General features: G+C 60.7%; 24 protein-coding genes. 8 read left to right on the top strand and 16 right to left on the bottom strand.

What is annotated here, in order from left to right:
• Positions 1-2: 2 nt before the first annotated feature.
• The 7 genes from groEL to AC1D08_RS07495 form a co-directional block, all read right to left on the bottom strand.
• On the bottom strand, positions 3-1634 hold the full coding sequence (gene groEL, locus AC1D08_RS07465) for a molecular chaperone GroEL (protein ID WP_457154223.1): 1632 nt from the start codon (positions 1632-1634) through the stop codon (positions 3-5).
• A 77-nt stretch (positions 1635-1711) separates the two neighbouring features.
• On the bottom strand, positions 1712-2509 hold the full coding sequence (locus AC1D08_RS07470) for an iron-sulfur cluster assembly protein (protein ID WP_457154224.1): 798 nt from the start codon (positions 2507-2509) through the stop codon (positions 1712-1714).
• 5 nt (positions 2510-2514) lie between these two features.
• Complete coding sequence (locus tag AC1D08_RS07475) at positions 2515-3537, bottom strand: amidohydrolase family protein (RefSeq protein ID WP_457154225.1); 1023 nt, start codon at positions 3535-3537, stop codon at positions 2515-2517.
• A gap of 74 nt (positions 3538-3611) precedes the next feature.
• On the bottom strand, positions 3612-3983 hold the full coding sequence (locus AC1D08_RS07480; protein WP_095080699.1) for an MmoB/DmpM family protein: 372 nt from the start codon (positions 3981-3983) through the stop codon (positions 3612-3614).
• 16 nt (positions 3984-3999) lie between these two features.
• A complete protein-coding gene (locus tag AC1D08_RS07485) occupies positions 4000-5058 on the bottom strand; it encodes an aromatic/alkene monooxygenase hydroxylase subunit beta (RefSeq protein ID WP_095080697.1) in 1059 nt (352 codons plus the stop codon).
• Positions 5059-5105: 47 nt separating this feature from the next.
• A complete protein-coding gene (locus tag AC1D08_RS07490; protein WP_477422860.1) occupies positions 5106-6167 on the bottom strand; it encodes a 2Fe-2S iron-sulfur cluster-binding protein in 1062 nt (353 codons plus the stop codon).
• Positions 6168-6221: 54 nt separating this feature from the next.
• Complete coding sequence (locus tag AC1D08_RS07495) at positions 6222-7895, bottom strand: aromatic/alkene/methane monooxygenase hydroxylase/oxygenase subunit alpha (protein ID WP_202351141.1); 1674 nt, start codon at positions 7893-7895, stop codon at positions 6222-6224.
• Between the two features lie 555 nt (positions 7896-8450).
• Here AC1D08_RS07495 and AC1D08_RS07500 point away from each other — a divergent pair.
• Genes AC1D08_RS07500 through AC1D08_RS07515 form a run of 4 tightly spaced genes read left to right on the top strand, consistent with a single transcriptional unit; the run spans position 8451 to position 10591 of the window.
• Complete coding sequence (locus tag AC1D08_RS07500) at positions 8451-8924, top strand: hypothetical protein (RefSeq protein ID WP_477301045.1); 474 nt, start codon at positions 8451-8453, stop codon at positions 8922-8924.
• On the top strand, positions 8921-9244 hold the full coding sequence (locus AC1D08_RS07505; protein ID WP_477422862.1) for a hypothetical protein: 324 nt from the start codon (positions 8921-8923) through the stop codon (positions 9242-9244). Before AC1D08_RS07500 ends, AC1D08_RS07505 begins: the two co-directional genes overlap by 4 nt.
• Positions 9245-9257: 13 nt before the next feature.
• Positions 9258-10385 (top strand): WD40 repeat domain-containing protein, encoded by a 1128-nt coding sequence (locus AC1D08_RS07510; RefSeq protein ID WP_477422864.1) that lies wholly within the window; start codon positions 9258-9260, stop codon positions 10383-10385.
• Positions 10386-10417: 32 nt separating this feature from the next.
• Complete coding sequence (locus tag AC1D08_RS07515) at positions 10418-10591, top strand: hypothetical protein (protein ID WP_167458684.1); 174 nt, start codon at positions 10418-10420, stop codon at positions 10589-10591.
• A 102-nt stretch (positions 10592-10693) separates the two neighbouring features.
• On the opposite strand, the gene AC1D08_RS07520 is transcribed toward AC1D08_RS07515, so the two are convergent.
• Positions 10694-12121, bottom strand: a complete 1428-nt coding sequence (locus tag AC1D08_RS07520) for a hypothetical protein (protein WP_477422866.1) — start codon at positions 12119-12121, stop codon at positions 10694-10696.
• Positions 12122-12668: 547 nt separating this feature from the next.
• Between AC1D08_RS07520 and AC1D08_RS07525 the strand changes: the two genes are divergently transcribed.
• From AC1D08_RS07525 to AC1D08_RS07535, 3 genes are all read left to right on the top strand, one after another.
• Positions 12669-12893 (top strand): hypothetical protein, encoded by a 225-nt coding sequence (locus AC1D08_RS07525; protein ID WP_095080680.1) that lies wholly within the window; start codon positions 12669-12671, stop codon positions 12891-12893.
• Between the two features lie 453 nt (positions 12894-13346).
• Positions 13347-14105: a LuxR C-terminal-related transcriptional regulator gene (locus AC1D08_RS07530; RefSeq protein WP_095080669.1), complete on the top strand. Its 759-nt coding sequence runs from the start codon at positions 13347-13349 to the stop codon at positions 14103-14105.
• A gap of 382 nt (positions 14106-14487) precedes the next feature.
• A complete protein-coding gene (locus tag AC1D08_RS07535) occupies positions 14488-15909 on the top strand; it encodes a glutamate-1-semialdehyde 2,1-aminomutase (protein ID WP_477422868.1) in 1422 nt (473 codons plus the stop codon).
• A gap of 213 nt (positions 15910-16122) precedes the next feature.
• On the opposite strand, the gene AC1D08_RS07540 is transcribed toward AC1D08_RS07535, so the two are convergent.
• The 4 genes from AC1D08_RS07540 to AC1D08_RS07555 all read right to left on the bottom strand — a co-directional run bounded on the left by AC1D08_RS07540 (position 16123) and on the right by AC1D08_RS07555 (position 19365).
• On the bottom strand, positions 16123-16461 hold the full coding sequence (locus AC1D08_RS07540) for a hypothetical protein (RefSeq protein WP_245330958.1): 339 nt from the start codon (positions 16459-16461) through the stop codon (positions 16123-16125).
• Between the two features lie 146 nt (positions 16462-16607).
• Positions 16608-17261: a PIG-L deacetylase family protein gene (locus AC1D08_RS07545; RefSeq protein WP_095080666.1), complete on the bottom strand. Its 654-nt coding sequence runs from the start codon at positions 17259-17261 to the stop codon at positions 16608-16610.
• Positions 17258-18073, bottom strand: a complete 816-nt coding sequence (locus AC1D08_RS07550; RefSeq protein WP_095080663.1) for a sugar phosphate nucleotidyltransferase — start codon at positions 18071-18073, stop codon at positions 17258-17260. Before AC1D08_RS07550 ends, AC1D08_RS07545 begins: the two co-directional genes overlap by 4 nt.
• Positions 18070-19365 carry a class I SAM-dependent methyltransferase gene (locus tag AC1D08_RS07555; protein ID WP_095080654.1) on the bottom strand — a complete coding sequence of 432 codons (1296 nt, stop codon included), beginning with the start codon at positions 19363-19365 and terminating at the stop codon, positions 18070-18072. Before AC1D08_RS07555 ends, AC1D08_RS07550 begins: the two co-directional genes overlap by 4 nt.
• Before the next feature lie 353 nt (positions 19366-19718).
• On the opposite strand from AC1D08_RS07555, the gene rfbC reads away from it, so the two are divergent.
• Positions 19719-20270 (top strand): dTDP-4-dehydrorhamnose 3,5-epimerase, encoded by a 552-nt coding sequence (gene rfbC, locus AC1D08_RS07560; RefSeq protein WP_477301056.1) that lies wholly within the window; start codon positions 19719-19721, stop codon positions 20268-20270.
• Here rfbC and AC1D08_RS07565 read toward each other — a convergent pair.
• From AC1D08_RS07565 to AC1D08_RS07580, 4 genes are all read right to left on the bottom strand, one after another.
• A complete protein-coding gene (locus AC1D08_RS07565; RefSeq protein WP_457154257.1) occupies positions 20265-21584 on the bottom strand; it encodes a DUF4910 domain-containing protein in 1320 nt (439 codons plus the stop codon). The two genes, rfbC and AC1D08_RS07565, sit on opposite strands and share 6 nt — an antisense overlap.
• A gap of 5 nt (positions 21585-21589) precedes the next feature.
• A complete protein-coding gene (locus tag AC1D08_RS07570; RefSeq protein WP_477301060.1) occupies positions 21590-22651 on the bottom strand; it encodes an NAD-dependent epimerase/dehydratase family protein in 1062 nt (353 codons plus the stop codon).
• Positions 22652-22932: 281 nt separating this feature from the next.
• A complete protein-coding gene (locus tag AC1D08_RS07575) occupies positions 22933-24168 on the bottom strand; it encodes a glycoside hydrolase family 140 protein (protein ID WP_457154229.1) in 1236 nt (411 codons plus the stop codon).
• 116 nt (positions 24169-24284) lie between these two features.
• Positions 24285-25679 (bottom strand): DUF4214 domain-containing protein, encoded by a 1395-nt coding sequence (locus AC1D08_RS07580; protein ID WP_477422870.1) that lies wholly within the window; start codon positions 25677-25679, stop codon positions 24285-24287.
• Positions 25680-25820 lie beyond the last annotated feature (141 nt).

Consider the following 25820-nt stretch of genomic DNA (forward strand, 5'->3'; position numbering starts at 1 on the left):
CTTCAGGCGCGGCCGAGTTTTTCCGAGCCGCCGCCACGCGCCGGACCGGCCGTCGGATCCTCATCCTCGGCGAGATCGCCAATCAGCGTTTCGGTGGTCAGGATTAGCGTCGCCACGGAAGCTGCGTTGGCGAGCGCGGTGTAGGTCACGCGGACCGGATCGATGATGCCTGCCTCGAACATATTCTGATACGCGCCGGTCGAGGCGTTGTAGCCATAGCCGCCATTGATGCGGGTGACCTCGACCACCACCGCTTCGGGATCGGCGCCGGCATTGGCGGCGATGCGCCACAGCGGCCGCGACAGGACCGAGCGCACCAGGCGCACGCCCTCGGCGACATCGCCATCGACGCCGGCCGCGACCTTGTCGAGCAGCGGCGCGATCTGCGCGAGTGCCGAACCACCGCCGGCGACCACCCCCTCCTCGGACGCGGCGCGCACCGCATTCAAGGAATCCTCGATCAGCTGGATGGTCCGCTTCTGCTCGACCGGCGTGACACCGCCGGCGTAGAGGATCGCGGTGCCGCCGGAGAGCTTGGCCAGGCGTTCGCGCAGCTTGTCCTGGTCGATGTTGGGCTGCGAGGCTTCATACTGACGCTGCACCTGGGCACGGCGCGAAGCGATTGCGCCGGGGTCGCCGCCGCCGCGAATGATCGAGGTGTAGGACGAACTGGTCTTCACCCGGTCGGCCGTCCCGAGATCCTCGGCGGTGACGTCCTCGAGCCGGCCGCCGAGATCGCGCGCGATCACCCTGCCGCCGGTGATGATGGCCAGATCCTCCATCATCGCCTTGCGCCAGTGGCCATATTCCGGCGGATGGACGACCAGGTACCGTCCCGGTCCCTGCTTGCCGAGCAGCGTCACCACCACCTCCGGCGACATTTCCTCGGACACGACCAGCAGCGGCCGGCCATCCGCGTCGGCAATGCGGCGCACCGCATCGAGCTGCCCGGGCTCCTTGATCTTGAGGTCGGTCATCAGGATGTAGGGCCGTTCGAGCACCGCCTCCATCTTCTCCTGGTCGGTCACCATGTGATGCGAGAGGTAGCCGCGTTCGAAGGACATGCCCTCGACGACATCGAGCGTGGTCTCGGTGGTAACGCTGAAATCGGTGGTAATGACGCCTTCGGCGCCCACCCGCCGATGGGCTTCCGCCACCAGCGCGCCAAGCTTGATGTTGGTCGCCGCGATATTGGCGACCGAGGCCAGGATCCCGTTGCCCTTGGCGGGTTTGGCGGAAGCCTTGAGCGCCGCCACCACCGACGCCACGGCAAGGTCGATGCCCTTGCACAGATCGACGGATTTCACCCCGCGCTCATTCGCCTCGACACCACCCTGGATGAGCGCGTTGGCGAGCACGATGGCCGTCGTGGTGCCGTCGCCGGCGATCTCGTTGGTCTGCATCGACACTTCGCGGACGACCTGCGCGCCCATGTTTTCGAAACGGTCGTGCAGTTCGATCTCGGAGGCGATGCTGACACCGTCGCGGGTCACCATCGGCGTGCCGATCGGTCGGTCGATCATGGCGTTCATGCCTTTGGGGCCGAGCGTCGGCTCGACGGCGGCGGCGAGCCGGAAGACGCCACGGGCGAGAGCACGGCGGGCCTCGGAGTTGTGAAGCATTATCTTGGGCATGATTCCTCCTTCCGCCTTACGGGCGGGTTGTTGGTTAGGGGCCTCGTGCAAGGGAGGCCGTTGCTGTCAGCTCTGCTTCAGGCGGTCGGTGCGGTCCTGGCCGGCACGCGATCCAGAATGAAATCGACCAGCGTCGGTTCGCCGTCGACCACATCCAGTTCCTTGTATCTGGTCTGCTTGAGCCCCCGGCACAGCGCGCCGTTGAACTCCATGTTGATGCGCACACCGCGCAGCTCGGCGAGATGAGCACCGAGTGCGCCAGGCGGTATGGGCTGGCCTTCCCAGGTCACGAAGACGGGATCGTCGGCCCGGCGATCGAGAAAACGCTCGAGCAGGGCCGCCCTGTATCTCGGCTTCTGCTTGGCCGCCTCGCCCGGCTCGAACCGCGCGACGTCATAGGCCGCAAGGTCCATGCCAAGGATTTCCCGATCGGTCAGGCCGTGCAGCCGCAGGCCGCGCAAAACCGCCTCCTGGCGTCGCTTGAAGGCCTTCATCCTGAAGGTCTCGCGCAAGGCGGCGAGATCCTGGTCCTCGGCAAGCACGGCAAAGATGTCGCCGAATGTCTTGCCGGCTTCCATGCCGCGATTGACCTCCTCCGCGAACATGTGGTCGTGCAACTTGACGCGATAGTCCGGCGCCCAGGAGAGCTGGTCGAGCGCCTTGCGGACGCCGTCCAGCATCAGGAACGCGAAGTTGGGCGAACACCAGTAGGTCGGCAGGCGGAAGTCGACCTCGGCGCTGCCGTCGCCCATCACCTCTGCCCGCTCGACGAAGCCCATCTCGGTGATGGCTTCGTCGAGTTCCGGGTCGTTTACCTCATCAAGGCGCCGCCAGAGTTCCTTCTCGCGGCTGCCGGAAACGCTGGCGGTTGCCATGGCCCCTACTCCGCAGCGATGCTGAAGGGCGTGCTGGCCAGCGCCTTCTTCTTGGCCTCGACGTCGATGTTGTAAAGACGCGCGGCGTTGAGGCCGAGAATCTTCTCCTTGATCTCGTCGGTCAGCTGCACGCCCCGTTCGGCGGCGATGTCCTGCGGGATCTGATAGGCCCAGAATTTGTCGACCAGCCAGCGCGGCGTCCAGATCGCATAGTCGGAACCGAACAGGATCTTCTCCGGCCCGAGCCAGAACAGGAGCTCGGCGATGACCTCGCCGAAATAGCGCGGGCGCGCATGGATGAACGGCAACGCAACCGCCAGGCCGCCATAGACGTTGGTCTCCTGCGTCGCGATCCAGCAGAAATCGTCGAGGCGCGGCAGGCCGCAATGCTCGACAATCCAGTTGAGGTTCTGGAAATCCGTCGCCGCGTGGTCGACGTCATGGACGTCGAAGGCGTCCTTCGAGAGCGGGATGATCGTCGGGCCCTTATGGACGTGGATGTTCCGGATGCCGAGCTTGTCGCAGAGTTCGAAGCATTTGTAGGCATCGGGATCGGTGAGCTTCCAGCCCTTGGAAGCGCCGTTCCATTCGGCCGTGTACATCTTCACGCCCTTGACGTTGTAGGTCTCCTTGAGGAAGTGGATGTATTCAAGCGCCTTCTCGCCGTCGCGCGGATCGAAGGCGCCGTTGACGATGAAACGCTCGGGATAGCGCTTGGCCACCTCGGCGTTGCGCTCGATCGTGTTGAAGCCGTTCTTGTAGAAGTCCTTGAGATAGGTCGACTGGACGATCGCCACATCGTCGGGACCGTCGATGAACAGGTCGCGATAGAGATCGTCAGCGCTGTACTTCTCGAACTTGCTCTTCTCCCACAGCTGGTCCTTCGGGCTCAGGCCCGTGTGATAGGCATAGAAGCACTCGATGAACTGCTTGCCGTGGATATTCTTCTGGTTCTCCGGGCTGCCGTCCCAGAAATGAGTGTGGCCGTCGACCACGAAAATGTCCTTGCCTTCCGGTGTCCTGTACATTGTTGCCTCCGCAGCAATCGCGTTGATCGGTTCGGCGCGCCGCACTCGCGCGGCGCGCCGGATTTTCGTGGCGGCTATTCGATGTATTCGAACATCTCGTCCATGTTGCCGAACAGGATCACGGTGTTGTCGTCGACGCGAACCATGCGGCCGTAGTGGGTGGAGGTGTTGACCTCGAAGGTCTCGGCCGAAATCTCGCGGCCGAGATATTCGCCGATCGCGTCCATCTTGAAGATCAGCTTGCCGTCGCCGTCGATGCGGATCAGCGCCGGCTGGTAGGTGATGGTCACCCCCGGCTTCTGGCCCATGAATTCGGCGATGGCGCGAGCCTCGACCGAGTCGTTCATGGTGACGCCGCACTGATGCGAAATCGTCTGCTCGAAGGTGATGTCCTTCATCGACTTGAAGATGTTGGAATGGGTTGCGTCGCGTGCTGCTAGTGACATGACAAGTTCTCCTGTTTCAGCGCTTGAGGCCGAGTTCGCCGAGGATCTGGCCAATCCGCTCCTCGGATTTGGCGCGGACATCCGCGAACGCAACCGGCTTGGAATGCGGCATCGACCAGATCGGCTGCAGGCCGGTGGCTGCCTTGTCGGCGAGCGCGCCGTGTTTCTTGACCCAGCCCTGGAAGAGCTTCTTGTTCGCCGCGCCATGCTTCTCGTCATTGGCGAGCATGTGGATGAGGTCGATTGTGTTGGCGAGGTTGCGCTCGTAGTCGGCCTCGGCGGCCGAAATGACCGCCGGCGTGATGAAGTCGTGGTTGGCGGCGGCGATCTGCATCAGGAAGCCGGAGCGGAACACTTCGCCCACCAGCGGCTCGAAGACGATGTTGATGGCGAAATACTGTTCGAGATAGTCGGTCGCGCCCATGATGGTCTCGACCGCTTCGCGCGTGCCTTGCCAGTTCTTGTCCTCAAGCCAGGCCTTCTTGCCGAGTTCGTCGTCCCAGCCGGGTAGGTCCATGCCGATCTCGGCAAGGTAGAGCGTGATGTCCTGGGCAAGCCTGAGCTTGTAGGACGAGTTGGTCAGCGTCGCGTTGTTGATCATCTGGGTGTAGCCGTAGCGCTGCGCCTGCATCAGCGAGGTGCCGAGCCCGAATTCGGCGTGTTTCCAGGCGCCGAGCTGCGTCTGCAGGATCTTGACCCAGGCCTTGTCGAAGGTCTTCGGTGCGCCCGATTTGCGGGCGTTGTTGATGACGCTCTGAACCATCGTCTCGATCTTCGACTGGCGCTGGTAGTGCGTGCGCTCCCATTCCTGGTCGGGGGCGCGGAAAGCATGCCAGTTGGAACTCTGCGCGGCGGTGTTCTGCTTGACATAGGCGCCCTTGCCGTCGGCGAAGGAGATGATCCAGTCCTGGATCAGGTAGCGCTCCGGATCGGGCTGAACGTCGACCGTCATGTCCTCGTAGTGGGTGGCGCGCTGGCCTTTCGGGTCGAAATACCGGTATTTCCGGCTATCTGAATCGGCGAAGATCGCCGCGCCGGCGGCTCCGGATCCGACAGAACTCGAGGTTGCAGGCATAGTCTCTCTCCCTTGTTGCAGTTGTGGTTGGCTTGGCACGGCCGCCCTCAATGGGCCGGCGTTGCACCTGCCGATGTGGTGAACTTGTCGAAGAAGATCCGCTCCGTTTCGAACCCGTTCATGAACAGGACCGGCTGCAGCGCATCGATCATCGGCGGCGGGCCACAGGCATGGACATCGCCCTGCCCATCGACCGCCAGTTGCTTGAGCTTGGCGTCGACGCTCTGGTGCACGAAGCCGCGTTCGCCCTGCCATTCGGCGTCGTCACTCGCGTGCGACAGCACGGGAATGAAGGTGACGTCGGAATGATTGCCGACCAGCTCGGCGATCCTGTCGAGATAGAACAGGTCGTTGCGGGTGCGGGCGCCGTAGAAGAAATAGACCGGACGTTTCTCGCCGCTCTTCAGGTGGTCGTTGAGGATCGACCAGATCGGCGACATGCCCGATCCGGCGCCGACCAGGATCAGGGGTCCTTGCCGTTCGTCGCGGCGGAAACAGGTCCCGTAGGGTCCGACGACGGTGACTTCGGCTCCGGCCCTGATGCCTCCGGAATCGAGTTCTCCCGAGAACTTTCCCTCAGGGTATTTTTTGATGATGAAGGAGAGTTTTTGGGTTTGGTCCGGCGTATTTGCCATGGAGAACGAGCGCGTAATCGTCTCCCCTTTTTGCGTGGTAACCGTGATGTCGACATATTGCCCCGCCCAAAACTTCATCGGGGAGCCGAGTTCGATTTCGATGCCGCGAATGTCGTGGGTCAGTTGCTCGATGCGAGCAATCCGGCCCTTGTACGTTTTCACGGCGATCGCTTTCGCCAGAATCTCCTCGTCGTAGTTGAGAAGCTCGACTTCCAGGTCGGAGTAGGCGATGCAACGGCACAACAAGACGTGCCCGCTCTCCTTCTCCATGTCGTTGAGTGCGAAGGTCGAGTATTTCAGCATGTCGACCTCGCCTTCGAGCAACACGCTTTTGCAGGCCGAGCATTGCCCTTCCTTGCAGCCGTGCGGCAGGGCGATGCCCTGGCGGAATGCGGCGTTGAGCACCGTTTCGCCATTCTCGACCTCGAATTCGACGTCGACTGGGCTGAGCCTGACCGTGTGGGTTTCCGACATACGGACCTCCAGTGAAAGGTAGGGGCGGGACGAACCCGCCCCCCTTTTGCCTGATCAGTTGCAGGGATTGATCGTGAAGCCGGCCCGGTATTCCGCCAGGTGCTTCTCACGGTCCGCGGGCGACATGGCACGCAGCGCGTTGAGCGGCGATCCGAGCGTGTTGCCGCGCACATCGTCGAGCGTCCACATCTCCTTGTCGTCGAAACGCAGATGCGGCTGCGGAACCAGCGTCTTGCCGTCGGAGCGGACGAAGTTCAGGTCCTTGATGGCATCGGCCAGATCCCAGCCGTCATAGAGCGTCTCCCACTCGCGCTTGCCGCTGAAGCGGCCCATCGCGGGTGTTGGACGGCCCTGATACTCGTCGGCGAAGGCGACCGTGGCGGTCCAGCGATCGAGCTCGTGGGCGAAGGTGTAGAGTTCGCCGTTGATCTCACCGACCACCATGTCCTCGCGGATCAGGCAGGGAACCAGGCAGGACCAGCAGCGGTGCGGATAGACGTAGCCGACGTCGCTGTTGAACAGCAGCACCTTCTCGCCCTTGTGGCTGAGCTTGGCGTACCATTTCCAGAAGTCGCCGAACTCGGCGTACCAGCCCGGATATTTGTGCTCGAACCACTCGAAGTCCTTGTCGGTCTGGGCTTCGATGCGCCAGAAATTGACCGGCCAGCCGACCGCGAAGAACTGCCCGACCTTGTGGACGTAGTTCTTCTTGGTGATGCGTTCCCAAGCGGCCTGGACGTCGTCGTGATGGACCTTGATGCCGTATTTCTCGAGCGGCAGCATGTAGGTGCGGTAGTAGTCCTCATAGATCCAGCGGTGCCACATTTCCGCGTAAGACTCCTTGTTCTTGTCGCGGTTGGTGGTGCCGTATTCGATGAAGGTGCCGATGGCGGCATCGACGATCGCGTGGTTCTGCCAGAAGGCGTAGCGCAGGTCGCGCTCGAGCAGCAGGTGGTTTTCCGGTTCCTTGAGCGCCGCCATCAGCAGCGAATGGCCGTTGCCGATATGCCGGCTCTCGTCCGATTGCACCGACAGGAAGACGGTCGGCAGCGCATAGTCACCGTTGCGGGCGGCTTCCGAAGGCATGGCAACAAACAGCGTGTTGGTGAAGGCGGTTTCGGCAACCACGGTCAGGTACATGCAGGCGGCGGTCATCGTGTCGCCGGTGATGAAGCCTTCGGCGAACTGGCGGCCGATGGTGGTGGCGTAGCACTTTCCGAAAGCTTCCTCGGTGATGTCGAAGCCGGCCGGATCGATGTAGTTCTCCATGTACCATTTCTTCAGGTTCATCTGGATCGTCGAGTGACGGAACTCGTCGATCATCTGCATGGTGAAGCCGGTTCGGAGTTCCTCGCCGGGTGCGATACGGGCGACCATCGCCATTGAGCGGGCGGCGGAGATTTCCGGGAAGGGAATGATGGCCAGGAAGAGCTTCATCCACTCGACCCAGCGCGGTTCGACGTTGCGGAACATGTCGCCGCGCAATGCCGCATCGAGCGCGCCATAGACGCGGTTGTCCTTCTCTTCCTGCATCGGGAAGTAGGACCGCAGGACCTGCTTCATCGGATCGCGCGGCGTCTTGTTGATCTTGTAGTCGGTCGGAAATGTCATCGCTTCCTGCACGTAGGAAGGATTCCAGCCGAGATCGGCAATCTTCTTGGTCGCCTCGCCGACGGAAATTCCGCGTTGCGAGGTAATCTTGTTGAGCGTCAGAGACGTCATGGTCATAAGCCTCCACCAGGTTTGGGCCGCGGGTCCCTTGACCCCGGCATGAAGCGGCACAAAGCACCGCCAGTGAGAGTGCGAACGGCATGACAAAGGGTTGCGCATTCAGGCGCGACTCATGGTCCGGCCATTCAAGTGGATCGCGGCAAAGGTTTTCGAGGCGTTTTGGCAGAGACCCGCGACGCCAACCGCATTTGCGATGGGCGTATCGAAACGCTGCTTCCTCCGTTCCTTCGTTCTTTTGGCACCGCGCCAAGCGCGATGGGCTTCTTGTGAAAATAATCAAAGCAAGCGTCGTGCCAGTTTGAAAACGAGGTCGGCGGCCAGCGCCTAAAACAAGATCGCCATCTTTTCGGCGTATGAGCGGACAGCAAACTGTAACGTTATTTTACAGATGTAACTTACGACTGTAATATTACTCATATATTCGCAACTGCAACATATCTAGTTCGCAGCTGCAACAAATATCAAAATACGCAGGTCTCTATTTAATTCTTTGTCTTTCTCTACTATTTGATGCCAACAGCCCATGGGCGGGCCTGGCGCTGGAGAGAGACCATGCCGAACGATAAGGACAGGAGCGGGCCACCCCGACCGATGTCCAGCCATGCCGACGGCGTCACCGGCGATCTTGTCAAGCTGATGCCCCGCGATCTGGTCTTTGTCATGCGCTTCATGGGCGAGAGCCAGCACCGCCTGCAGAGCCATTTCCAAGACTTCATCCGGGCCGAGCTTGCCGCCGGCGGCGTCACCACGGAGACGCATCCGATGATCCATCTGTTCATCGAAAACCATGCGATCCTGCTGCGCGACTTCGTGTTTTCCGGCGTTTCGCTGACACGCCAGTTCCGCGTCGACGAGATCGAGCGGCTGACCGGCGACACAACATCGATGATCCGCGTCGATATCTGGGACCAGCTCAAGAGCCACATCGAGACGGCCGAAAGACAGTTCCAGTCACAGGCCGGCGCATTGCCCAAATTGCTGTCGGCTTTCGAAAAGCCACCCGGGCCTTTGGGGAGCGAGAAATGACCGGCGGACCCGATACTGCCAGGCGTGACGCGCTGCTTGCCCGCCGGCTTGATCTCGTCGCCAGCGTCTCCGCCCTCACCGCCGAAGCTCTGCGGCTCAATCAGAAACGCGCCGGCATCGAAATGGACGTACTGCGCCTGGAGCTGGAAATCGGCAGAAGCGGCGCCAACGCGCAACTGGTGCAGGATTTGCATGAGGCAGAGCGAAGTGCCGCGGCGATCATGCAGGCATGCACGGCTTGCGAGGACCGCATCGTCGCGGCCGAAGGCGACATCGAGGACGTTGATCGCCGGCTTGCCGCAACGGCGAACGAGAACTGACGGGAGAGATGGCATGAACCAGCAGACGATGCAGAACCTGACCTTGTTCGACCTTCTGGCCCGCAGCTGGCAGCGGCCGTCGGCGATCGCCGATCTGCGCATCAGCGCCGACGGTTCGGCTGTCGCCTTCACCTCCGTCGATGGAACCGTCGCCATTGCCGCGGTCGCGGATCACGAGCCGCCGGAGTCGCGGATCAGGGTGAGCAACGATCTCGGCCAGACGACGATCCGCCCCCGGGAAAAGCCATCAGTGCCATTGATCGCCACGGCGGCATTCGGAGATGGCGACGTCCCGCTCGCCGCCCATGCGCATTCCGGTTTTCTGGTCGGCGCGGCCAGCGGCGAAGCGTTGCCTCTGACCGCTGGCGGAGAGGTCGCGGAACCCCTCGTCAAGATCGACGGGCCGATCGTGGCTATGGATTACAGCACCCGGTCGACGCTGACGGCCGTCAGCAACGGAAAGGATGTCTTCCTGTCGAGCGGCCAGGGCGATGCGGTGACGCTGAAACATGCCACGACATCGTCCATCGACGCCCTTGCGTTCTCGCCTGGTGGGAGACACCTCGCCTGCGGCCTTGATGAGGGGCTGTCGATCTGGTCGGTCGAAGGCGACGCTGCCTTGATACGAGACATTTCTCTTTCATCGCGCCCGGTATCGATCCGCTGGAGCGGCGACGGGCGTTGGTTGGCCTGCGGGCTGGAGACTGGCGGCTTTGCGCTGATCAGCCTGGCCGATGGCCGAGCCGATATCGTCGCGGGATTTCCATCGCCCGTTCGGACGGTGTGCTGGAGCGCGCCGGCAAATGCGCTGTTTGCCTCGGGCGCGTTCCGGATCGCCGGCTGGTCGATGACCGCCCCGCCATTTGGCGGTGAAACCTCGGGCGCATTGGAGACGGGTCGCGCCGGGCTGGTTCTGGTCGAAGCGGTGGCGGCGCACCCCGAGAAGATGCTGATTGCGGCGGGCTACGCCAACGGCCGTATCATCGTCGCCCAGATCGGGTCGCGCGACGAGCTTCTCGTCAGACCCCTGGGCAGCGCTGTCACTGCTCTCGCCTGGTCCGGCGACGGGCGGCATCTGGCGATGGGCACCGTCGACGGCACCGCGGCCATCGTCACCTTTCCCGCGCAGATGTTCAAATAGCGGACGCAGTCCACATGAAACAGGAGAATGACATGCAGACCGAACTCACCGCCGAGGACGAGAGCAAGGACGAATTCTTCGAACGGCTGGCCAAGCTGTCGGAAGAGATGGTCGCCAGGCATGGCAAGGATTTCAGCATGGGCGCGTTGGTCCTGGCCGCCCGCTGGATCGCCGAAAATCGGGTCGGCAAGCTGAAGACCAACTAGGCTGTTGGGACCGTCCGTTCCTCAGCCGACGAGGCGATCCCGTGGAGCGGAGTTGCCTCCGTTGCTACGCCATGGTTACACCGTGCCAGACGGCGAGACTATTCATGCTGCCTCTGCCGCTGTCTGATGCCAGGCGGTTCGCTCAAACGCTGTCAACGTACGTCGAGCATGGACCCTCGTGGCGCAAACCACGGCAAGTGCGATGAAGAAGAGGATGCCCGGATCGGCGCTGCCACCCGACAGTGAACTGGCAATTATGCCGGCGAGCGAAGCATTCCTGACGCTCGTCACGACCGCTTCGGTTTCCGGATCCACCCATTCCCGCATCCGTCCCAATCCACTGACCAGGACGCCGAGCAGGATCGCCATCATCAGCGATCCGAACAGGCCAAGTTGGGAAAGGACTGCGATCGGCCAGCTCGATGCCCTGGAACTGCCGAAACCGACACCAAGGCCGCTGGTGTCCAGGAAGGACTGCAGGCTCTTGACGTTCCAATAGGTGCGCTCATGGCCTGAGGCAGAATCCGCTTTGTTGATGATGGTGCTGTTGATCAGCCTGACGAAAGGCTCCAAGGCTCCGGAATGGTAGAGGCTGACGCCCATGATGGCGACCACGCCAATCGCCATCAGAGCGGTTACCATTATGTCCTCGCGCTCAACCCGCCCCCTGAGGACTGAAACCAACATCGAGAAGGCGACCGGAAGGCACAGGAGAGTAAGACCGACGTAAGCGGTCGATGAAGTCGACAGAATGGTCAGGAAGAGCAGGATGCCCGCCAGCCACTGGGCAAGGCGTGACTTGGTCTTTCGCCAGTAGGTGTAGCAGAATGCCAGGCAGGCGAGGGAAACGCTGGCGAACGAAGAGGCCTCCGCAAATGGTCCCGTGATCCGCACGAATCCTTGCTCGACCGCTTCCGTTATGAGTGCGTAATTGGCGGTTCTGATCGGGGCCAGCAAGTCTCCCAATCCTGCATTCTTACCGATAAAATCGACCAGCCCCATGCCCGTGTGCAGACCGCACCACAAGAAGAAGCCGCGGCGGACTTGGTCGATCCTTTGGGAGTGGAGCAGCAGCACACAAAGCGCGATGGCGGTGAGCCCGCCAAGAATGAAGTAGCCCGTCTGTGAGGTGTTGGCCGAAACCGGGGCCAAGGACGCTTCTACGACAGCGCCTCGGGTTTTCGACTGCACGAAGACGGCGGTCTGTCCCGCGAAGAATCTTGGAAACAGCCATGCCCCGATGATTGCGTAAGCCATGAGGCTTGTGAGAACCCAGACCGGGCGGATGCTCCCGAATACACTTCCAAGATCGAACCAGATGCGACGCCTGACTGTCACGGCCATGACAAGCAGGGCCGCAAACATGGTGTAGATCAGTGGGGACGACCCTCCTAGAAAGGTAAGCGTCACGATGGCGGTCGCACCGAACGCCTGGGACGCGATCAGCCCGATGATCAGCATTCCCTTGGAATAGCGGGCAACGGCCAAAATCGCCGCGCACACCAGCAGCCCGACCAAAGAGACCTGCATTGTTGTTCGAGCCTCCCGCTTGGTTTGGCCCTGGACTGTCCGGACGCAGGAAGCTGTCCGACAGCCCATCTTTCGGCAGATGGATATCCCGGGCAAGAGAGCCAAAGGACGTAGCCTGAGACCCGTATCTGCGGGACGTGCGGGAACTCCCTGCGGTAGGTACCAAAGCGTCATCGTCCGTCCGGCGTACGCTTAAAGGTTGAATAGCTGAATGTCCCGGTCACGGCTGCTGCGTTGTAAAATGCACGGCGGCAGATCAGAGGATATGAAAAGAGTGCCTTTTCGTTTCGAGCGAGGGGGAACCAGCGGGTCGGTGGGCTTCTTTGTTTCGCGATGGCAGTCCGGCCTACGCCTCCTGCAAACGGCTAACCCTCGGTCCGCGAACGCCTACTAAAGAACGCCTCGACCAAAGAAAATAGTAATCTTACAGTACGGTTGCAGGCTTGTTTTTGCTTTCAGTTGCAAAATCCTGTGTTATTGATGAAATTGTGGGAGCGCTGGGCAAAGGGCGGGTTGTTTGAGTTCCAGCACCAGGAGGAGAAGCGGTATGACCACTCAGGTTGTACAGAGCGTATTCGGTCCCAAGCAGGTCACGAAACTCAAGGAAGTTTACGAGCGGGCGCGGGTAGTGGAGGCAAATTATCCCGAGTCCCACATTGCCAGCAAAGCCGCCAAAAGGCTTATAGAGGCCTTCGAAACCGTGATCCACGTTGACGGGACGGTTCTGGATGTGAAGTGGCTCAGCGAGGCCAATCCCCAGGGAAACGCCTGAGACCAGGCCTCGTCTTGGGGTCTGTGAAGCTATTTAGTGAAGGACTTCATTTCTCCCACGTCAGCCTGCCCGCAGGCGGATTCTGCTTGCCGTTCCAAATCAACCTCTTGGGACCTGGCTTGACGGCGGGTTCGCCGCGTGGAGCTGCGCCATGGGAATGGCCGGGCCGTCCCATCCAAGGTCTCGCAGCGCTCGGGACCCACTGTGTACGTTTCATACACAGACTTAAAAATTTTACCGAAAATTAACCTAAGTTAGAGACTGCTTATGGATAGCCCATAGACTGCCCAAGCTGCTGTACATGTCGGCAGCCAAGAACTGCTCAAGGCTCCAGGTTGGGGTAACGGCCTGAAGCTTTAAAATGGGTTGGGTATCAAACTTTCAATTCAAGAGATGAGGGGCTTTGTTGGGCGCCGCTAAGCGGCTTTCGTTGGGGAAAGGGTGGGTATAAGTATGGGTTCCACAGTAGGACTGCATAACTACACTTCGACAAATCAATCGGGTGTTCCGTCTGGCGGAATAGAAAATGTCCACGAGCAGGTAGGCAAGCAATACCTTCTCATGCTGGACGGAAGGGCACTAGACCGCGAGTGTCTTGCATCGGCCCTCGAGGATCACGAACTCGGCATGGCGGTCGTCGCCATGGGCTCGATCGAAGAATGGCGCATGAAGAAGGGGGCAGCCCCTCCACTTGCAGCTATCCTCTTCAACCTTGGCGGCCGGAAGGTCACCGATCATGGCATCGCCGACGAGATCAGGCATATTTCGTCCGAGTTCAAGTCGGTCCCCGTGGTCATCCTGGCTGACACCGAAGACCTTGGACAGATACTGACGGCTCTCGAATGCGGCGCACGCGGCTACATTCCGACCTCGGTCGGGATCGACGTCTGTGTCGAGGCGATCAACCTTGCGGCAGCGGGAGGCATCTTCGTCCCGGCGAGCAGTGTCCTTTCCATGCGGCACCTTATAGGTACAGGTAGCCGCGACACGCAGCCTTTGACGGGCATGTTCACGCTCAGGCAGGCAGAGGTCGCCCAGGCGCTTCGGCGCGGCAAGGCGAACAAGATCATCGCCTACGAGCTGAACCTGCGCGAAAGCACCGTGAAGGTCCACATCCGAAACATCATGAAGAAACTGAAGGCCAGCAACCGCACGGAAGTGGCCTACAAGGTCAATGATCTCTTCGCAGAGGGAGCTCTGGCCGAAGAGTGATTGCAAACTGATAAGACGACCCGCCTTGGGTGAACCCTGGCGGGTCGTATTTGTACCGCACTACAGATTCATTCAATGACGGCCGATGGATTTCCGTTGCCTTGAATGGCGTCGGGAGCCGTGTGATCGGCCGCGCTCCGACGCAGATCGTTGCCCCTAACTCCCGGCAGTGTGCCGCAGGTGGACATTTGCGGAGTGCTCCGAAACGCCTGGATCCCTAGCGATGATCTGGTTCCGTAGCACCCTGAAAAACTGTTCCATTTGTTCGGTATCAGTCGGTGCGCGCCTGTGTATCCACCATAAGTGCTAACCGCTGACCTTATGGAGAACGCGAAATCCTGAGCCCAGCATGTAGACTTGCTGCCGGAATGGAGTGGTCGGCATGTCTGAGCAAAGCCTTCGTTTTCGCAAATCCGTCCGCCTGCAGGAACGCGGTCGTGAACTGATCCCGGGCGGTAGCCACACCTACGCAAAAGGCGAAGATCAGTATCCCGTCCTCGCGCCGGGCTTCATCGAGCGTGGTTTGGGATGCCATGTCTGGGACGTCGACGGGAACGAGTACATCGAATACGGCATGGGCAACCGTTCCGTCGGGCTGGGACACGCCTACCCGACCGTGGTCAGAGCCGTGGAGACAGCCCTCCAAGGTGGATCCAATTTCACGCGGCCGGCCAGGATCGAGGTCGACTGCGCCGAGACGTTCCTGGAGCTCATCGGCGCGCAGATGGTGAAGTTCTGCAAGGACGGATCGGATGCGACTTCGGGGGCCGTTCGCCTTGCCCGCGCCTACACGGGTCGCGATCTCGTTGCATGCTGCGCCGACCATCCCTTCTTTTCGACAGACGATTGGTTCATCGGGACCACACCGATGAATGCCGGAATTCCGGAGGCGGTCCGAAAGCTCACCGTCACTTTCCGGTACAACGACATTGCCAGCGTAAGGGATTTGTTCGACAGGCACCCCGGCAAGCTGGCCGCCCTGATCCTCGAGCCTTCCCGCGGCGACGATCCGGTGGACGGATTCCTGCATGAAGTCCAGCGTCTCTGCAGGGAAAAGGGCGCACTGCTCATTCTCGACGAGATGATCACCGGGTTCAGATGGCATGCGTCCGGGGCGCAGAAGCTCTATGGCATAGAGCCGGACTTGTCGACATTCGGCAAGGCGCTTGGCAATGGGTTTTCGGTCTCGGCCCTGGCCGGCAAACGCGAATACATGCGGCTCGGCGGCCTCGAGCATACGGACCGCCCAAGGGTGTTTCTGCTGTCGACCACGCATGGCGCCGAGACCCATGCGCTTGCGGCGGCGATCGCGACCATGCGGACTTACCAGAACGAGTCCGTGATCGAACACCTGCACCGTCAGGGGACGAAACTGAGGGCCGGGATCGCAGAGGCTGCCAGGCGGCATGGGGTGGATGGCCACTTCAAGGTTGTCGGCCGTCCCTGCTGCCTGGCCTATGCCACGCTCGACCCCAACGGCAAGCCGTCACAGGCATACCGCTCGCTGTTCCTGCAGGAGACGATCAGGCGTGGCGTGCTCATGCCGTCTCTCGTCGTCAGCTACACCCACGACGACGCGGCCGTCATGAAGACGATAGAGGCCGTCGACGGCGCCCTGGCGGTCTATGCGCAGGCCCTGGAATCGGGAACGAGCCGTCTCTTGGTAGGCCGGCCCACGCAGGTTGTCTTCCGCCGTTTTAACAATGGTGACGGCCGAGCTGAAATGACGACTCCAGAGAACCCTCCAGCCGCGAACAATGCGACCATGGCGCAATCTGAAGCCCGTCTCGCGGTAACATCTTGACGCCACGAAGGCGTTGCTTCCTCGTTCTCTCCAAGGACCCTTATGCGGCAATCCCGCATTGTTTCCGCATGAGGGGATGGGACACGATCTCACTTCCGTTGCGGAAGCAGCAAAGTGCGGGCTGTCAAGGCCCTTAAGGCGAGGTCGGTAAAGGACACGGGCCAAAGCCATCGCTGGCTTGCACAGGCGCCTTGCTGCCGCGGAATCCGCCGATCAATCTACTGCAGGAACAGGCTCGGGGAAGGTGTATACCCCCACCCATTTAACGGCTTCCTCGATCGTATCGAAGTTCTTGTGCAGCCCGCTCAGCAGGCCGAAGCCTGTCTCGAGGAACCACTTGCCTTTCGTGCAGTAGGCTTCCTCGTCGATCTGGGTAAGGACGGCGACCAGTTGGTCGGATTTCCACACCAGAACCCCGGATTCTCCGCCCTCGACCGTTCCGATGCGAGCTTCGCTGAAAGAGTATCCCGGCGCAATGATTGCATTGCCCATTTTGATAAAAATCCCTTCAATTTCAAAATGGAAGGCAGAAAAAGACAGAAGGTAAGCCATAGGACCGATGGCCAGCTTCTGTTGTATTTTTAACCCAGTGGTAGCGATTTAAGTAACAGATCGTCCGGTCAGTTCAACCCCCTTTTCACCCGTTTCATTCGGTCATCCACCATTCTCTTCTCGGCGAAAATATATGTGAAAAGCCGCTAAAAAATCTTGACCTTTCGAAGCGTGAACGCCTCGGCGAAATGCTCGGGTGCCCGACATTCCATCCCGCGCAACCTGGCAAGGCCGGCGAATGTTTCGCGGTCGAACCAGTCCTTGGAGCGCTGCGTCCCGAAGTGCTCGTGAAGGAGTTCGATCTTGCGTTCGAGCACGTCGGCCGTAAGCGGCACGTAGGCATTGGGTTGGCAAAGATCACCGTCCCATTTCGGAATCTCGTATTCGAGCACCAGGTGGTCGCGGAAGACGTTCCAGGTCAGTTGGTTGACCTCCCGGTGGTCCTGATGGGCGTCGAACCTGGCGTGGGTCAACACCACGTCGGGATGAACCCGCGATCTTAGATCCACCAGCCACTGCTTGATGGATCGACTATGGGTCGGAAAGTAGCTGTCTTCGAAATCGGCGACGTGGACTGTGGACGAGTGCGATCCCTGGAGAAAGGCCTCGGCCGAAGCCCTGGCTTCGGCAGACCGCTGGCCGCCGGCGCTCAGCACGCACCAATCGACATCCAGTTCGACCCCCGACGCGATCAGCCCGAGGATCGTACCTCCCGCACCGATCTCTATGTCGTCGGAATGGGCACCAAGGCAGAGGATCGAGAGTTTCTCCCCGCGACGTGCGAGGCCAAGTCCCCTCATGATGCGGCCATCACCATGCTGCGCCTGATTTTCTCTGCGGTGACCCTCCTATTCCAGGGCATGTCCCCCTTTTCGACCATGTCTTCGAGCGATTGCCAATCACGCAGCGTGTCCATCGAACGCCAGAACCCGTCGTGCTTGTACGCCATCAGCATGTTGTCATCGATCAATCGCTTGAAAGGTTCGATAACGAGTTCCTCGCCGTCACGCATGTAGTCGAAGATTTCGGGACGGAACACGAAGTAGCCGCCATTGATCCAGATCTCGGACGTCTCCGTCGTGCGGAACTCGCGCACGCGACCGTCTTCAGCGATGTCGGCCAAATGGTATGTCAGCGGCGCGCGCACGGCGAGGAAGCAGGCGATCTTGCCGCTGGCCTCGAACTTCGCGATCACATCGTCGAGGTCTACATTGGTCAGGCCATCGGAGTAGTTGGCCAGAAACATCTTCTCGTTCTTGACGTGATCCTTCGCAGCCCAGAGGCGTTCTCCGATGTTGCGCCAGATGCCCGTATCGAGCAGGGTGATGCTCCAGTCCTTGACCGTGTCGCCCAGCAGCTTCACATCCTGGCCACCGTGCGTAACCACGCAATCGGAAAAGGTCTGTGGCCGGGTGTTCAGGAAAAAATCCTTGATGACGTTGGCCTTGTAGCCCAGGCACAGCACGAATTCGTCATGCCCGTAATCGCTGTACCACTGCATGACGTGGCGCAGGATCGGCTGGTGGCCGAGCGGAATCATCGGCTTTGGTATGCTTTCGGAATAGTCGCGGATCCGGGTCCCGCGGCCGCCGCAGAAAAGGACGACTTTCATCTCCGTAACTCCGATAGATCGATCACTGTCACAAAAGGAATTGGCACGACGAATTTCGCGCCCCAGGCGGCGACGTGGTGCATCTGCTGAATGATCTCGTCCTTCAGGTTCCAGGGAAGGATCAGGATGTAGTCTGGCTTGGCCTCGTCGATCGCGTCGATGGGCTTGATCGGGATGTGCATGCCCGGCGTGAAGCGGCCGTGCTTGTAAGGATTGCGGTCCACCGTGAAGTCGAGGAAATCGGTGCCGATGGCGCAGTAGTTGAGCAGCGTGTTGCCCTTGCCAGGCGCGCCGTAACCGCAAATCGTCTTGCCCTCGTTTTTGACCGAAACCAGGAACGCCAGGAGATCGCGCTTCGCGCGCTGCGCCTTGTAGCCGAAAGAGGCGTAGGTCGTCATTTCCGTAAGCCCATGTCTTTTTTCGCGCTCGAGGAGTTCGGCGACACTGTCATCAGTGGGCCGGCTGCTGCCCTCGTTGGCGAGATAAACACGCAACGATCCGCCATGGGTGGGCAGTTCCTCGACGTCGATCAACCGCAGCCCGTGGCGGGCCGCCATCAGGTCGATCGTCAGCAGTGAGAAATATGAAAAATGCTCGTGATAGATGGTGTCGAACTGGTTCTCCATCATCAGCCGCTCGATGTGCGGGAACTCGAGAGTGACCACGCCCTCCGGTTTGAGCAGGATTTTTATTCCCGCGACGAAGTCGTTGAGATCGGGCACCTGCGCCAGGACGTTGTTGCCGATGATCAGATCGGCGCGGAGTCCCTCGGCCACCATCTGAAGTGCCAGCCGCACCCCGAAGAAGTCGACCCGGGTGGGCACGCCCTTCTCGACCGCCGCGCGCGCAACGTTGGCCGCGGGCTCGATGCCAAGCACGGGAACGCCGAGCGGCAGGAAGTGCTGCAGCAGGTAGCCGTCATTGCTTGCGAGTTCTACCGCGAAGCTGTCGGCGCCAAGCCCAAGTCGCTTCGTGATCGCTTCGCAATAAGCTTTCGAGTGGGCCACCCAACTTGTCGAGAAGGAAGAGAAGTAGGCATATTCGTTGAAAATGGTCTCGGGGCTCACATACTCCTTGAGCTGCACCAGGTAGCAGCGCTCACAGACCAGGACATTGAGTGGATAATACAGTTCCATCTGGTCAAGCTGGTCGGCCTGCAGGAAGCTCTCGCAAGGTGGCGACATGCCCAGGTCGACCAGACTGTGGCGCAGGCGCGATCCGCACAGCCTGCAGCTGACATTGCGGCGTGCCGTGTTCTGGTCGCGAGCAATTTCGACAGCCTGAATATTCATTCCGTACCCCTCTGTCGCCCTGGTTTGAAAAAACGGAGACGCGGTGGCCTGACAATGAACCTGTGCCCGCCGCGCTCCGCAGGGAGTGCATCTTTTCAACGCAGGTTAGGACGGGGCGCCCCGCGAGTTCGATTTGCCAATCCGTTGGGTGCCTTAATCCTTATAGGGAAACCGCGGGGGCAATGACTGCGCAAGGACCTCCGAACGGGGTAATGCGGTCGGCCCGGCATACCGCGATCGGAGAAGCCACCTAAGGCTTAGGTAGCTCTTCCAGCCCAGGCAGGCGGTGCCGACAATCCGACCGCGGTGCTAGCCCGGCTAACTGAGCCCGGCTACTAGGGATTTAGGCAGACATGCGGTTTACCGAAACGGAGCTGAAGGGTGTCTGGCTGATCGAGCCGACACCGGTGGTTGACGATCGCGGTTCCTTCACCCGCACATTCTGTGAAAAGGAGATGGCTGATTGCGGGCTGGCGACGCGCTTTGTCCAACACAGCCGCGCACATTCGGTCAAAAAAGGAACACTGCGGGGGCTGCATTTCCAGGACGACCCGTACGCCGAGGTGAAGCTCGTCTCCTGTGTCCGCGGCGCGATTTTCGATGTCGTGGTGGATCTGCGCCCGAACTCGCCGACACGGTACAATTGGCTGGGCTTCGAGCTGACGCCCCAGAACATGAGGCAGGTCTACATCCCTGCCGGCTTCGCTCACGGGCTGCAGACCCTTACGGACGATGCCGAGGTCTCGTATCTCATATCGCAATTCTATACGCCCCATGCGTCGACGGGCGTGCGCTACAACGACCCTGCCTTTTCGATAGCCTGGCCGTTGATGCCGACGGCGATGTCGGAAAGGGATAAGGCGTGGCCGTTGCTCAAGCAAAGAACGGCCGCTGGAGCCCTATGAAGCCGCGGCCAGCAGACCGTGATCCGACAGCAGTCTCGCGGCGGCGGCCAGTTCCCTGAACGGCAGACCCGAGCGCTCCGCCATCGCGAGAAGCGAATGCTGGCCGTCGGCGAGATTGAGCACCCAAAGCAGAGACATCGAGGTTGCTCCCGAAGACGCCTGCCCGCCCAGGGCGGCGTAGAGGCCGCGCCTGCCGAGTTGTGGTTCGCCCTTGGAACAGAGGTTCAACGGCGTCCAGTCCCCTTCGACGATGTCGATCACGTCCGTCAGGATACGGAAGGAATCCTCCAGGTACTCCGGCTTGATGAAGTCGAGATTGTCAGCCGAGGTGTGGTATTCGGGGAAGGTGCCGTGGACGCTCCGCTGGAACATGCCGACCGGAAGATTGAAGCCCGGCGAACAATATTGCCTCTCGTCATAGCCGTAGGGGGAGAAATCCATCAACTTTGCCCCGGCTTCACGTCCCAGCACGTGAGCCATGGCGCGATCGATGACGGCATCGCCACGACGGCTGCGTTTGTATGCAGGACGTCCCGCGTCCCCCACGCATGACAGCACCAGACCGTGGTCGATGAGATGTGTCCGGCCCTCGTTGCGAGACAGCCACGCGATCGACCCGATCGTGCCTGGAGCGAACAGGAAGCGGTAGCTGTATCGTGTTTTTCTTGCCTTCATGCTTTTCGCAAGGATTGCCAGCAGGGCCAGGCCCGAACAGTTGTCGTTGGCCAATGAGGGATGGCAGATGTGCGCCGAAAGAAGGAATTCCCGCTCGGTCTGCCCGCGATGCAGGTATTCGCCGTAAGTGAGGCTGCCGTCCTTGAGTTCGGCATCGATCTCCACCCGGTAGAGACCGTCGGGCATTTTGGCGACACGGTCGTAGGCGACGCAGAAGCCCCATGTCGGGGCGTAGTAGCTGGTGCGGTAGGGGATCACTCCCGGCTGGTCGGGCAGCGTGTGAATATGCGACATCAACTCGTCGAGCGGCAGGATCCCTTTGAAGGGTACGCTGTAATTGACGACGTGCAGGTTGGAGTCGGCAAAATCCACGACCGTTTGCCCGTCCGGGCCAATGATGCTGGCCGAGCGGACGTTCCATTCCTTTGGAACAGTCCAGTCGAACACCTGCGTGCCGGTGGGCACCTCATGCCGGTCCAGGCCGACGTGCCCCGACAGGATATCCAGCGTCTGCCGCACACCGTCCCCGGTGATGCTCCTGCAAATCGGAAAGAGACGTTCGGCTAAGTCATAGATTTCCTGGCCGAGGTCGATGGAAGACGGCGGCGGGCCGAGTCCCTCCGGGGTTATGTGTTCCATTCCAGTTAACCCGCCGCGGCCTCCAGCATTCGCGAAGGTTCGGTGACCCGCATCCGGTCATCCAGAAGCCGGTTGGCCAGAAGATACCGGATGTGGCCGATACGTTGGAAGCGCGGTCCTTCGAATTCCTCGAGAGTGACATTGGACTTGCCGTAGGCCTTGTAAAGCTGCTCGGCGCCCTTGCGCGCATCCCACTGCGGCTTGAAGGCAGGAAGGGAGCGCGCGATCTTGCCGAAGTCGACGCGGTAGGACCGCTTATCGGGTCCAGCATCCGACGCGAATTCAAGCCGGCAGCCCGGCACGACTTTGGCGACAATCTCGGCTATGTCGCGGATCCTGTAATTGTGGTCCGTCTGTCCCACATTGAAGGCCTCGTTATGGACGACCTCGCGCGGCGCTTCCAGTCCGGCGATGAACGCCCTGGAAATGTCCTCGATGTGGACGATCGGCCGCCACGGTGTCCCGTCCGACTTCAGGAGGATCACACCTTTGGTGACGGCCCAGGCGACCAGATTGTTCAGCACGATGTCGAAGCGGAGCCGGGGTGACAAGCCGTAGGCGGTGGCCGGCCGGAAATAGGTCGGAGAGAAGCTGCTGTCGGCCAATTCCGAGATATCCCGCTCCGAAAGCACCTTGGACCAGCCGTAGGGCGTGACCGGGTTCAGCTCGCCCGTTTCATCGACCATCCCCTCGCCCGCCTGGCCGTAATTGCTGCACGACGAGGCGAAGAGGAAGCGCGACACGCCGGCCTCCTTGGCCGCCTTCGCGAAACGAACGCTGCCCTTGTGGTTGATCTCATAGGTGATATCCGGATCGAGGTCGGACAGCGGGTCGTTGGAAAGAGCCGCCAGGTGGATGACGGCATCGAAACCCTCGAGGTCGCGCGCTTGCACGTCCCTGACGTCCTTTTGGATGGAGGGAACGGAAGCCTGCTCTCCGCCCGAAGCAAAGGTGCAGCGCCGGTAGAGATCGCTGTCGTAACCCGTCACCGAATGCCCCGCGCGGAGCAGCATAGGCACCATCACCGAGCCGATATAGCCTTGATGGCCCGTTACCATGACTTTCATCGCACACCTTTCCCCAACGGATATGATCGCGCAGAGGCTACTTGGGCTGAAAACAGTGAGGGAGAACGCCAATAGGCGATCAGGATGGCCCGTTGGACGAAGCCTCGCCGCCCGCTACCTCTTTCGGGTGGTGCGCGGCTAATCCTTTCGGCGATCGGCGTGAGCCGGATCCACACCCCAGTTGGCGAACGCCGCTGCCTCGCCTTGCTGTCTTGGGCGCACACCTGGCCTTCGCTGACTGCGCGCAGCTTGTGCATGGCGTTGGCCTTGCTCCATAGGACCTAAGGCGTGAGTTCCAGAATCCAGTCCGGGTAGCCGCGGCTGTTGAGCTCTGGCGGCTTGAAAGTTGTGCGCTCCGCCTTGAAAGGGGAACCTTCGACATCCGTCAATTCCCCGCTGGTGGGATCGCGCCAGCGGGCGTGGACGATAGTCTCCGAAAGCTGCGCGAGGTCGACGGTGACGGCCTCGTTGCTGGGCATGTAGACGACGGCGTAGGAGCCGTCCTTGGCCATCGCGGCGACCGCCCTCCCCATGTCCTTGCCCATGCCATCGACAAGAAATCTGTTCTTGCTGTCGGGTTCCAGCAGCCACCATTTTATCGACGAGATGAAGGCTATAAGCACCTCCATGCTCTTTGCGCCGGGACTGTCGAGGGCCTCCTTCCACTCCATGGTCTGCTGATGGAGGCCGGGCCCGTCGAAATGCCAGATCGGGTTGTTGCCATAGAGATGCCCGAATGCGCCCGAGAGGATCGCCTGGTAAGCCTGGACGCGGATCCGGTACTCGTCGGCATCGTATTCGAATTCGTAGGCAGTCTCGATCAGGAAGAAAGGCATACCCCTGGCGAGATCGTACTCCCTGATCGCTGTCGTATAGACCGGGCCATAGGTAAAGACGTTGTTCACCTTCAGCCAGGTTTCCGGGCCCCAGAAATCGAGCGGCGCCGTATCGGAATGGCCGTGGAAAGTGCTGAGAGCATCGGGGTCCTCGTCCATGATGCCTTTGGCGAGAGCCCTGACCAGATCTTTGTCCGCAGGATTGTAGTCGCCGCCGTTGACCCACATGATGTTGTCGAAGCGTCGGTAGCGACGTCCAACAAAATGGCCATAGGCCGCAAGCTCCCCTGCCCCTGCAGCCGCCATTTCCTGATACCAACCGTCACCGCCACCGCCATATCCGAGATATGCCGGGGCGAGCAGCACCAGGAAACCAAGATCGCAAGCCCTCTGCAGGATGCGATCGGCATGGGCGAAATATGCTTCGTTGGGAACAACGAAATCCTGGTTGTCGGCGAATGGCCTGTCGCCATACGCGTCTGCAGGCGCGTTGCGGGAAAATCGGTGCTCGATGAGGTTGACCAGAACGGTGTTGAACCCGCGAGCCTTGCGGTCCTCAAGGTAGAGGTAGGCGTCCTCGTCCGTCAGGTCGCCGATCAGCGACCAGGGCGAGTCTCCGTGCATGAAGAACGGATGACCTTCCCTGTCGACCGGGTAGTTCTTTCCGGATTCGATCCGCAAAGGGAACTTTGTCCCGCCAGAACGCTCACAGGCCAAGCTTCCGGTCGCCATAGCTGCCAAAAGGGCGCCGGCCATCAGAACAGATTGGAGGCGCACTGCCTTGACGCTCCTCTTGCTCACCCGGGGGGCGGCGCTGCGGACACGTCGCGGGTGGCAGCGTGTTGGGATCTGAATTCCGATGAATCGATGATGCCGAAGGCCAGGTCCTCTCGCGTCATGGTCCCCGCGCGCAGCTGCCGGGAATAGGTTTCTATCCCGTAATCGTCAGCGGGACGGTTGAGAAACAGCATGTAAAGGAAACCGATGTAGGCGCGGTCCGTAAGGCCGATCGTAGCATAGCTGGTCTGGAACTCGTCCGAGCGCATGAGTTCCACGGCCATTCCACCGATCGTCCTGTCCCCGCTTTCAAGAGCAGCCGACCACTGATCCACGCTTTGGGTGTCGCCCTCATGCCCAAGCACGAGGCAGTAGGCGAGGCTCGCCTGCCTTACATATACGGACTTGTTCGCGGCCGTCGCCTCTGGGTCGCACTCCCGATGCGGCTTGGGCAGCGGCTGCGGGCCGCGGGTGAAGTCACGCACCGTCTTGTAGGCGGGCTTCGGTTCGCCGACCCTCCATTTGCCCTCGGATGCAGCGGTGAGCCTCACCAGCCCCATATTGGCTTCGAAGCCGGGGGCCCAGTAGGTCTCATCGAACAGTTCGTAGATTTGCGCGGCCTCGACCTTGTACTTCTCGTTGAGCTCGCGAAGCCGCGTCATTGTCTGCTTGATACCATCGGCCTGCTGCCGCTCGCCGCGCTGACTTCCATTGGCACTGTTGAATTCGGTGACCCAGATCGGCTTGCCGTATGCCGAGATTTCGCGGAAAGCCCATTCCGGGTCCTCGCCATACATGTGCCAGACCGAGATGTCCCACGCGATCCCGTCCTGCTTCATCCGCGCGAACGCGCCGGTGTGACCCCATCCGGCGGTGCCAATCGCCTTCCTGATGCTCGGATCGACCTCTGTCATGCCGTCGGACAGACCTTTGAGGACGGCGCTCACCTTAACCCAGCGCGGGCCGTAGTAATCGAGCGCTCCGGTTCCTCCTGCAGGTCCCCATTCACATGGATATTGCGAGCCGTCGTCGCGTTTCTCGCAAGGCTTGATGATGGCGTAGTTCTCCATCTCGTTGCCAAGTTCCCAAACGCGGATATCGCCCTTGAACCTGGTGCCAAGGGCGATCGCCAGTTTCCGGGTCTTGCCGTAGAGCTCGTCCGGGCTATCCTTGTCCAGGTCGATGCCGGCGGGGGTGATCAAAGGCAGGATCTCGATCCCTCTCGCCTTTCCGGCGTCGACAAGGGCGGCAAGCATATCTGCGTTGTCTTCGCTGGTTATGTTGACCCTGTATGATTTCAGGCCGAGATTCTTGACGAAGTCGAGCTGCAACTCAACCGGGATGCCCGGATAGGCCGTTATCGGATGGCCGTTGACGCCCCAGAGGACATCTGCGGAAGCAGGCGCAACGGTCACCAGCAGGCAGGCCGCAGCGGTTGCGAAACGAAAGGACATGGCAACAGCCTCCGCTGCCCGATTTCAAATTCAGCCCGGATTGTCCGGCATGTGATCGGGGGAAGCAATTTGCTCATACGGGTGAACAGGGTACCTGCACTA

Source organism: Mesorhizobium sp. P2_E6, from assembly GCF_056403835.1.

What these genes read in the sequence shown, in the direction of transcription:
- AC1D08_RS07480 (WP_095080699.1), bottom strand. Translation starts at nt 3,983, where the DNA reads ATGTCACTAGCAGCACGCGACGCAACCCATTCCAACATCTTCAAGTCG.
- AC1D08_RS07550 (WP_095080663.1), bottom strand. Translation starts at nt 18,073, where the DNA reads ATGAAAGTCGTCCTTTTCTGCGGCGGCCGCGGGACCCGGATCCGCGAC.
- AC1D08_RS07490 (WP_477422860.1), bottom strand. Translation starts at nt 6,167, where the DNA reads ATGTCGGAAACCCACACGGTCAGGCTCAGCCCAGTCGACGTCGAATTC.
- AC1D08_RS07505 (WP_477422862.1), top strand. Translation starts at nt 8,921, where the DNA reads ATGACCGGCGGACCCGATACTGCCAGGCGTGACGCGCTGCTTGCCCGC.
- AC1D08_RS07475 (WP_457154225.1), bottom strand. Translation starts at nt 3,537, where the DNA reads ATGTACAGGACACCGGAAGGCAAGGACATTTTCGTGGTCGACGGCCAC.
- groEL (WP_457154223.1), bottom strand. Translation starts at nt 1,634, where the DNA reads ATGCCCAAGATAATGCTTCACAACTCCGAGGCCCGCCGTGCTCTCGCC.
- AC1D08_RS07515 (WP_167458684.1), top strand. Translation starts at nt 10,418, where the DNA reads ATGCAGACCGAACTCACCGCCGAGGACGAGAGCAAGGACGAATTCTTC.
- AC1D08_RS07495 (WP_202351141.1), bottom strand. Translation starts at nt 7,895, where the DNA reads ATGACCATGACGTCTCTGACGCTCAACAAGATTACCTCGCAACGCGGA.
- AC1D08_RS07525 (WP_095080680.1), top strand. Translation starts at nt 12,669, where the DNA reads ATGACCACTCAGGTTGTACAGAGCGTATTCGGTCCCAAGCAGGTCACG.
- AC1D08_RS07535 (WP_477422868.1), top strand. Translation starts at nt 14,488, where the DNA reads ATGTCTGAGCAAAGCCTTCGTTTTCGCAAATCCGTCCGCCTGCAGGAA.
- AC1D08_RS07470 (WP_457154224.1), bottom strand. Translation starts at nt 2,509, where the DNA reads ATGGCAACCGCCAGCGTTTCCGGCAGCCGCGAGAAGGAACTCTGGCGG.
- AC1D08_RS07485 (WP_095080697.1), bottom strand. Translation starts at nt 5,058, where the DNA reads ATGCCTGCAACCTCGAGTTCTGTCGGATCCGGAGCCGCCGGCGCGGCG.
- AC1D08_RS07545 (WP_095080666.1), bottom strand. Translation starts at nt 17,261, where the DNA reads ATGAGGGGACTTGGCCTCGCACGTCGCGGGGAGAAACTCTCGATCCTC.
- AC1D08_RS07570 (WP_477301060.1), bottom strand. Translation starts at nt 22,651, where the DNA reads ATGAAAGTCATGGTAACGGGCCATCAAGGCTATATCGGCTCGGTGATG.
- rfbC (WP_477301056.1), top strand. Translation starts at nt 19,719, where the DNA reads ATGCGGTTTACCGAAACGGAGCTGAAGGGTGTCTGGCTGATCGAGCCG.
- AC1D08_RS07530 (WP_095080669.1), top strand. Translation starts at nt 13,347, where the DNA reads ATGGGTTCCACAGTAGGACTGCATAACTACACTTCGACAAATCAATCG.
- AC1D08_RS07540 (WP_245330958.1), bottom strand. Translation starts at nt 16,461, where the DNA reads ATGGCTTACCTTCTGTCTTTTTCTGCCTTCCATTTTGAAATTGAAGGG.
- AC1D08_RS07555 (WP_095080654.1), bottom strand. Translation starts at nt 19,365, where the DNA reads ATGAATATTCAGGCTGTCGAAATTGCTCGCGACCAGAACACGGCACGC.
- AC1D08_RS07500 (WP_477301045.1), top strand. Translation starts at nt 8,451, where the DNA reads ATGCCGAACGATAAGGACAGGAGCGGGCCACCCCGACCGATGTCCAGC.
- AC1D08_RS07565 (WP_457154257.1), bottom strand. Translation starts at nt 21,584, where the DNA reads ATGGAACACATAACCCCGGAGGGACTCGGCCCGCCGCCGTCTTCCATC.
- AC1D08_RS07510 (WP_477422864.1), top strand. Translation starts at nt 9,258, where the DNA reads ATGAACCAGCAGACGATGCAGAACCTGACCTTGTTCGACCTTCTGGCC.
- AC1D08_RS07520 (WP_477422866.1), bottom strand. Translation starts at nt 12,121, where the DNA reads ATGCAGGTCTCTTTGGTCGGGCTGCTGGTGTGCGCGGCGATTTTGGCC.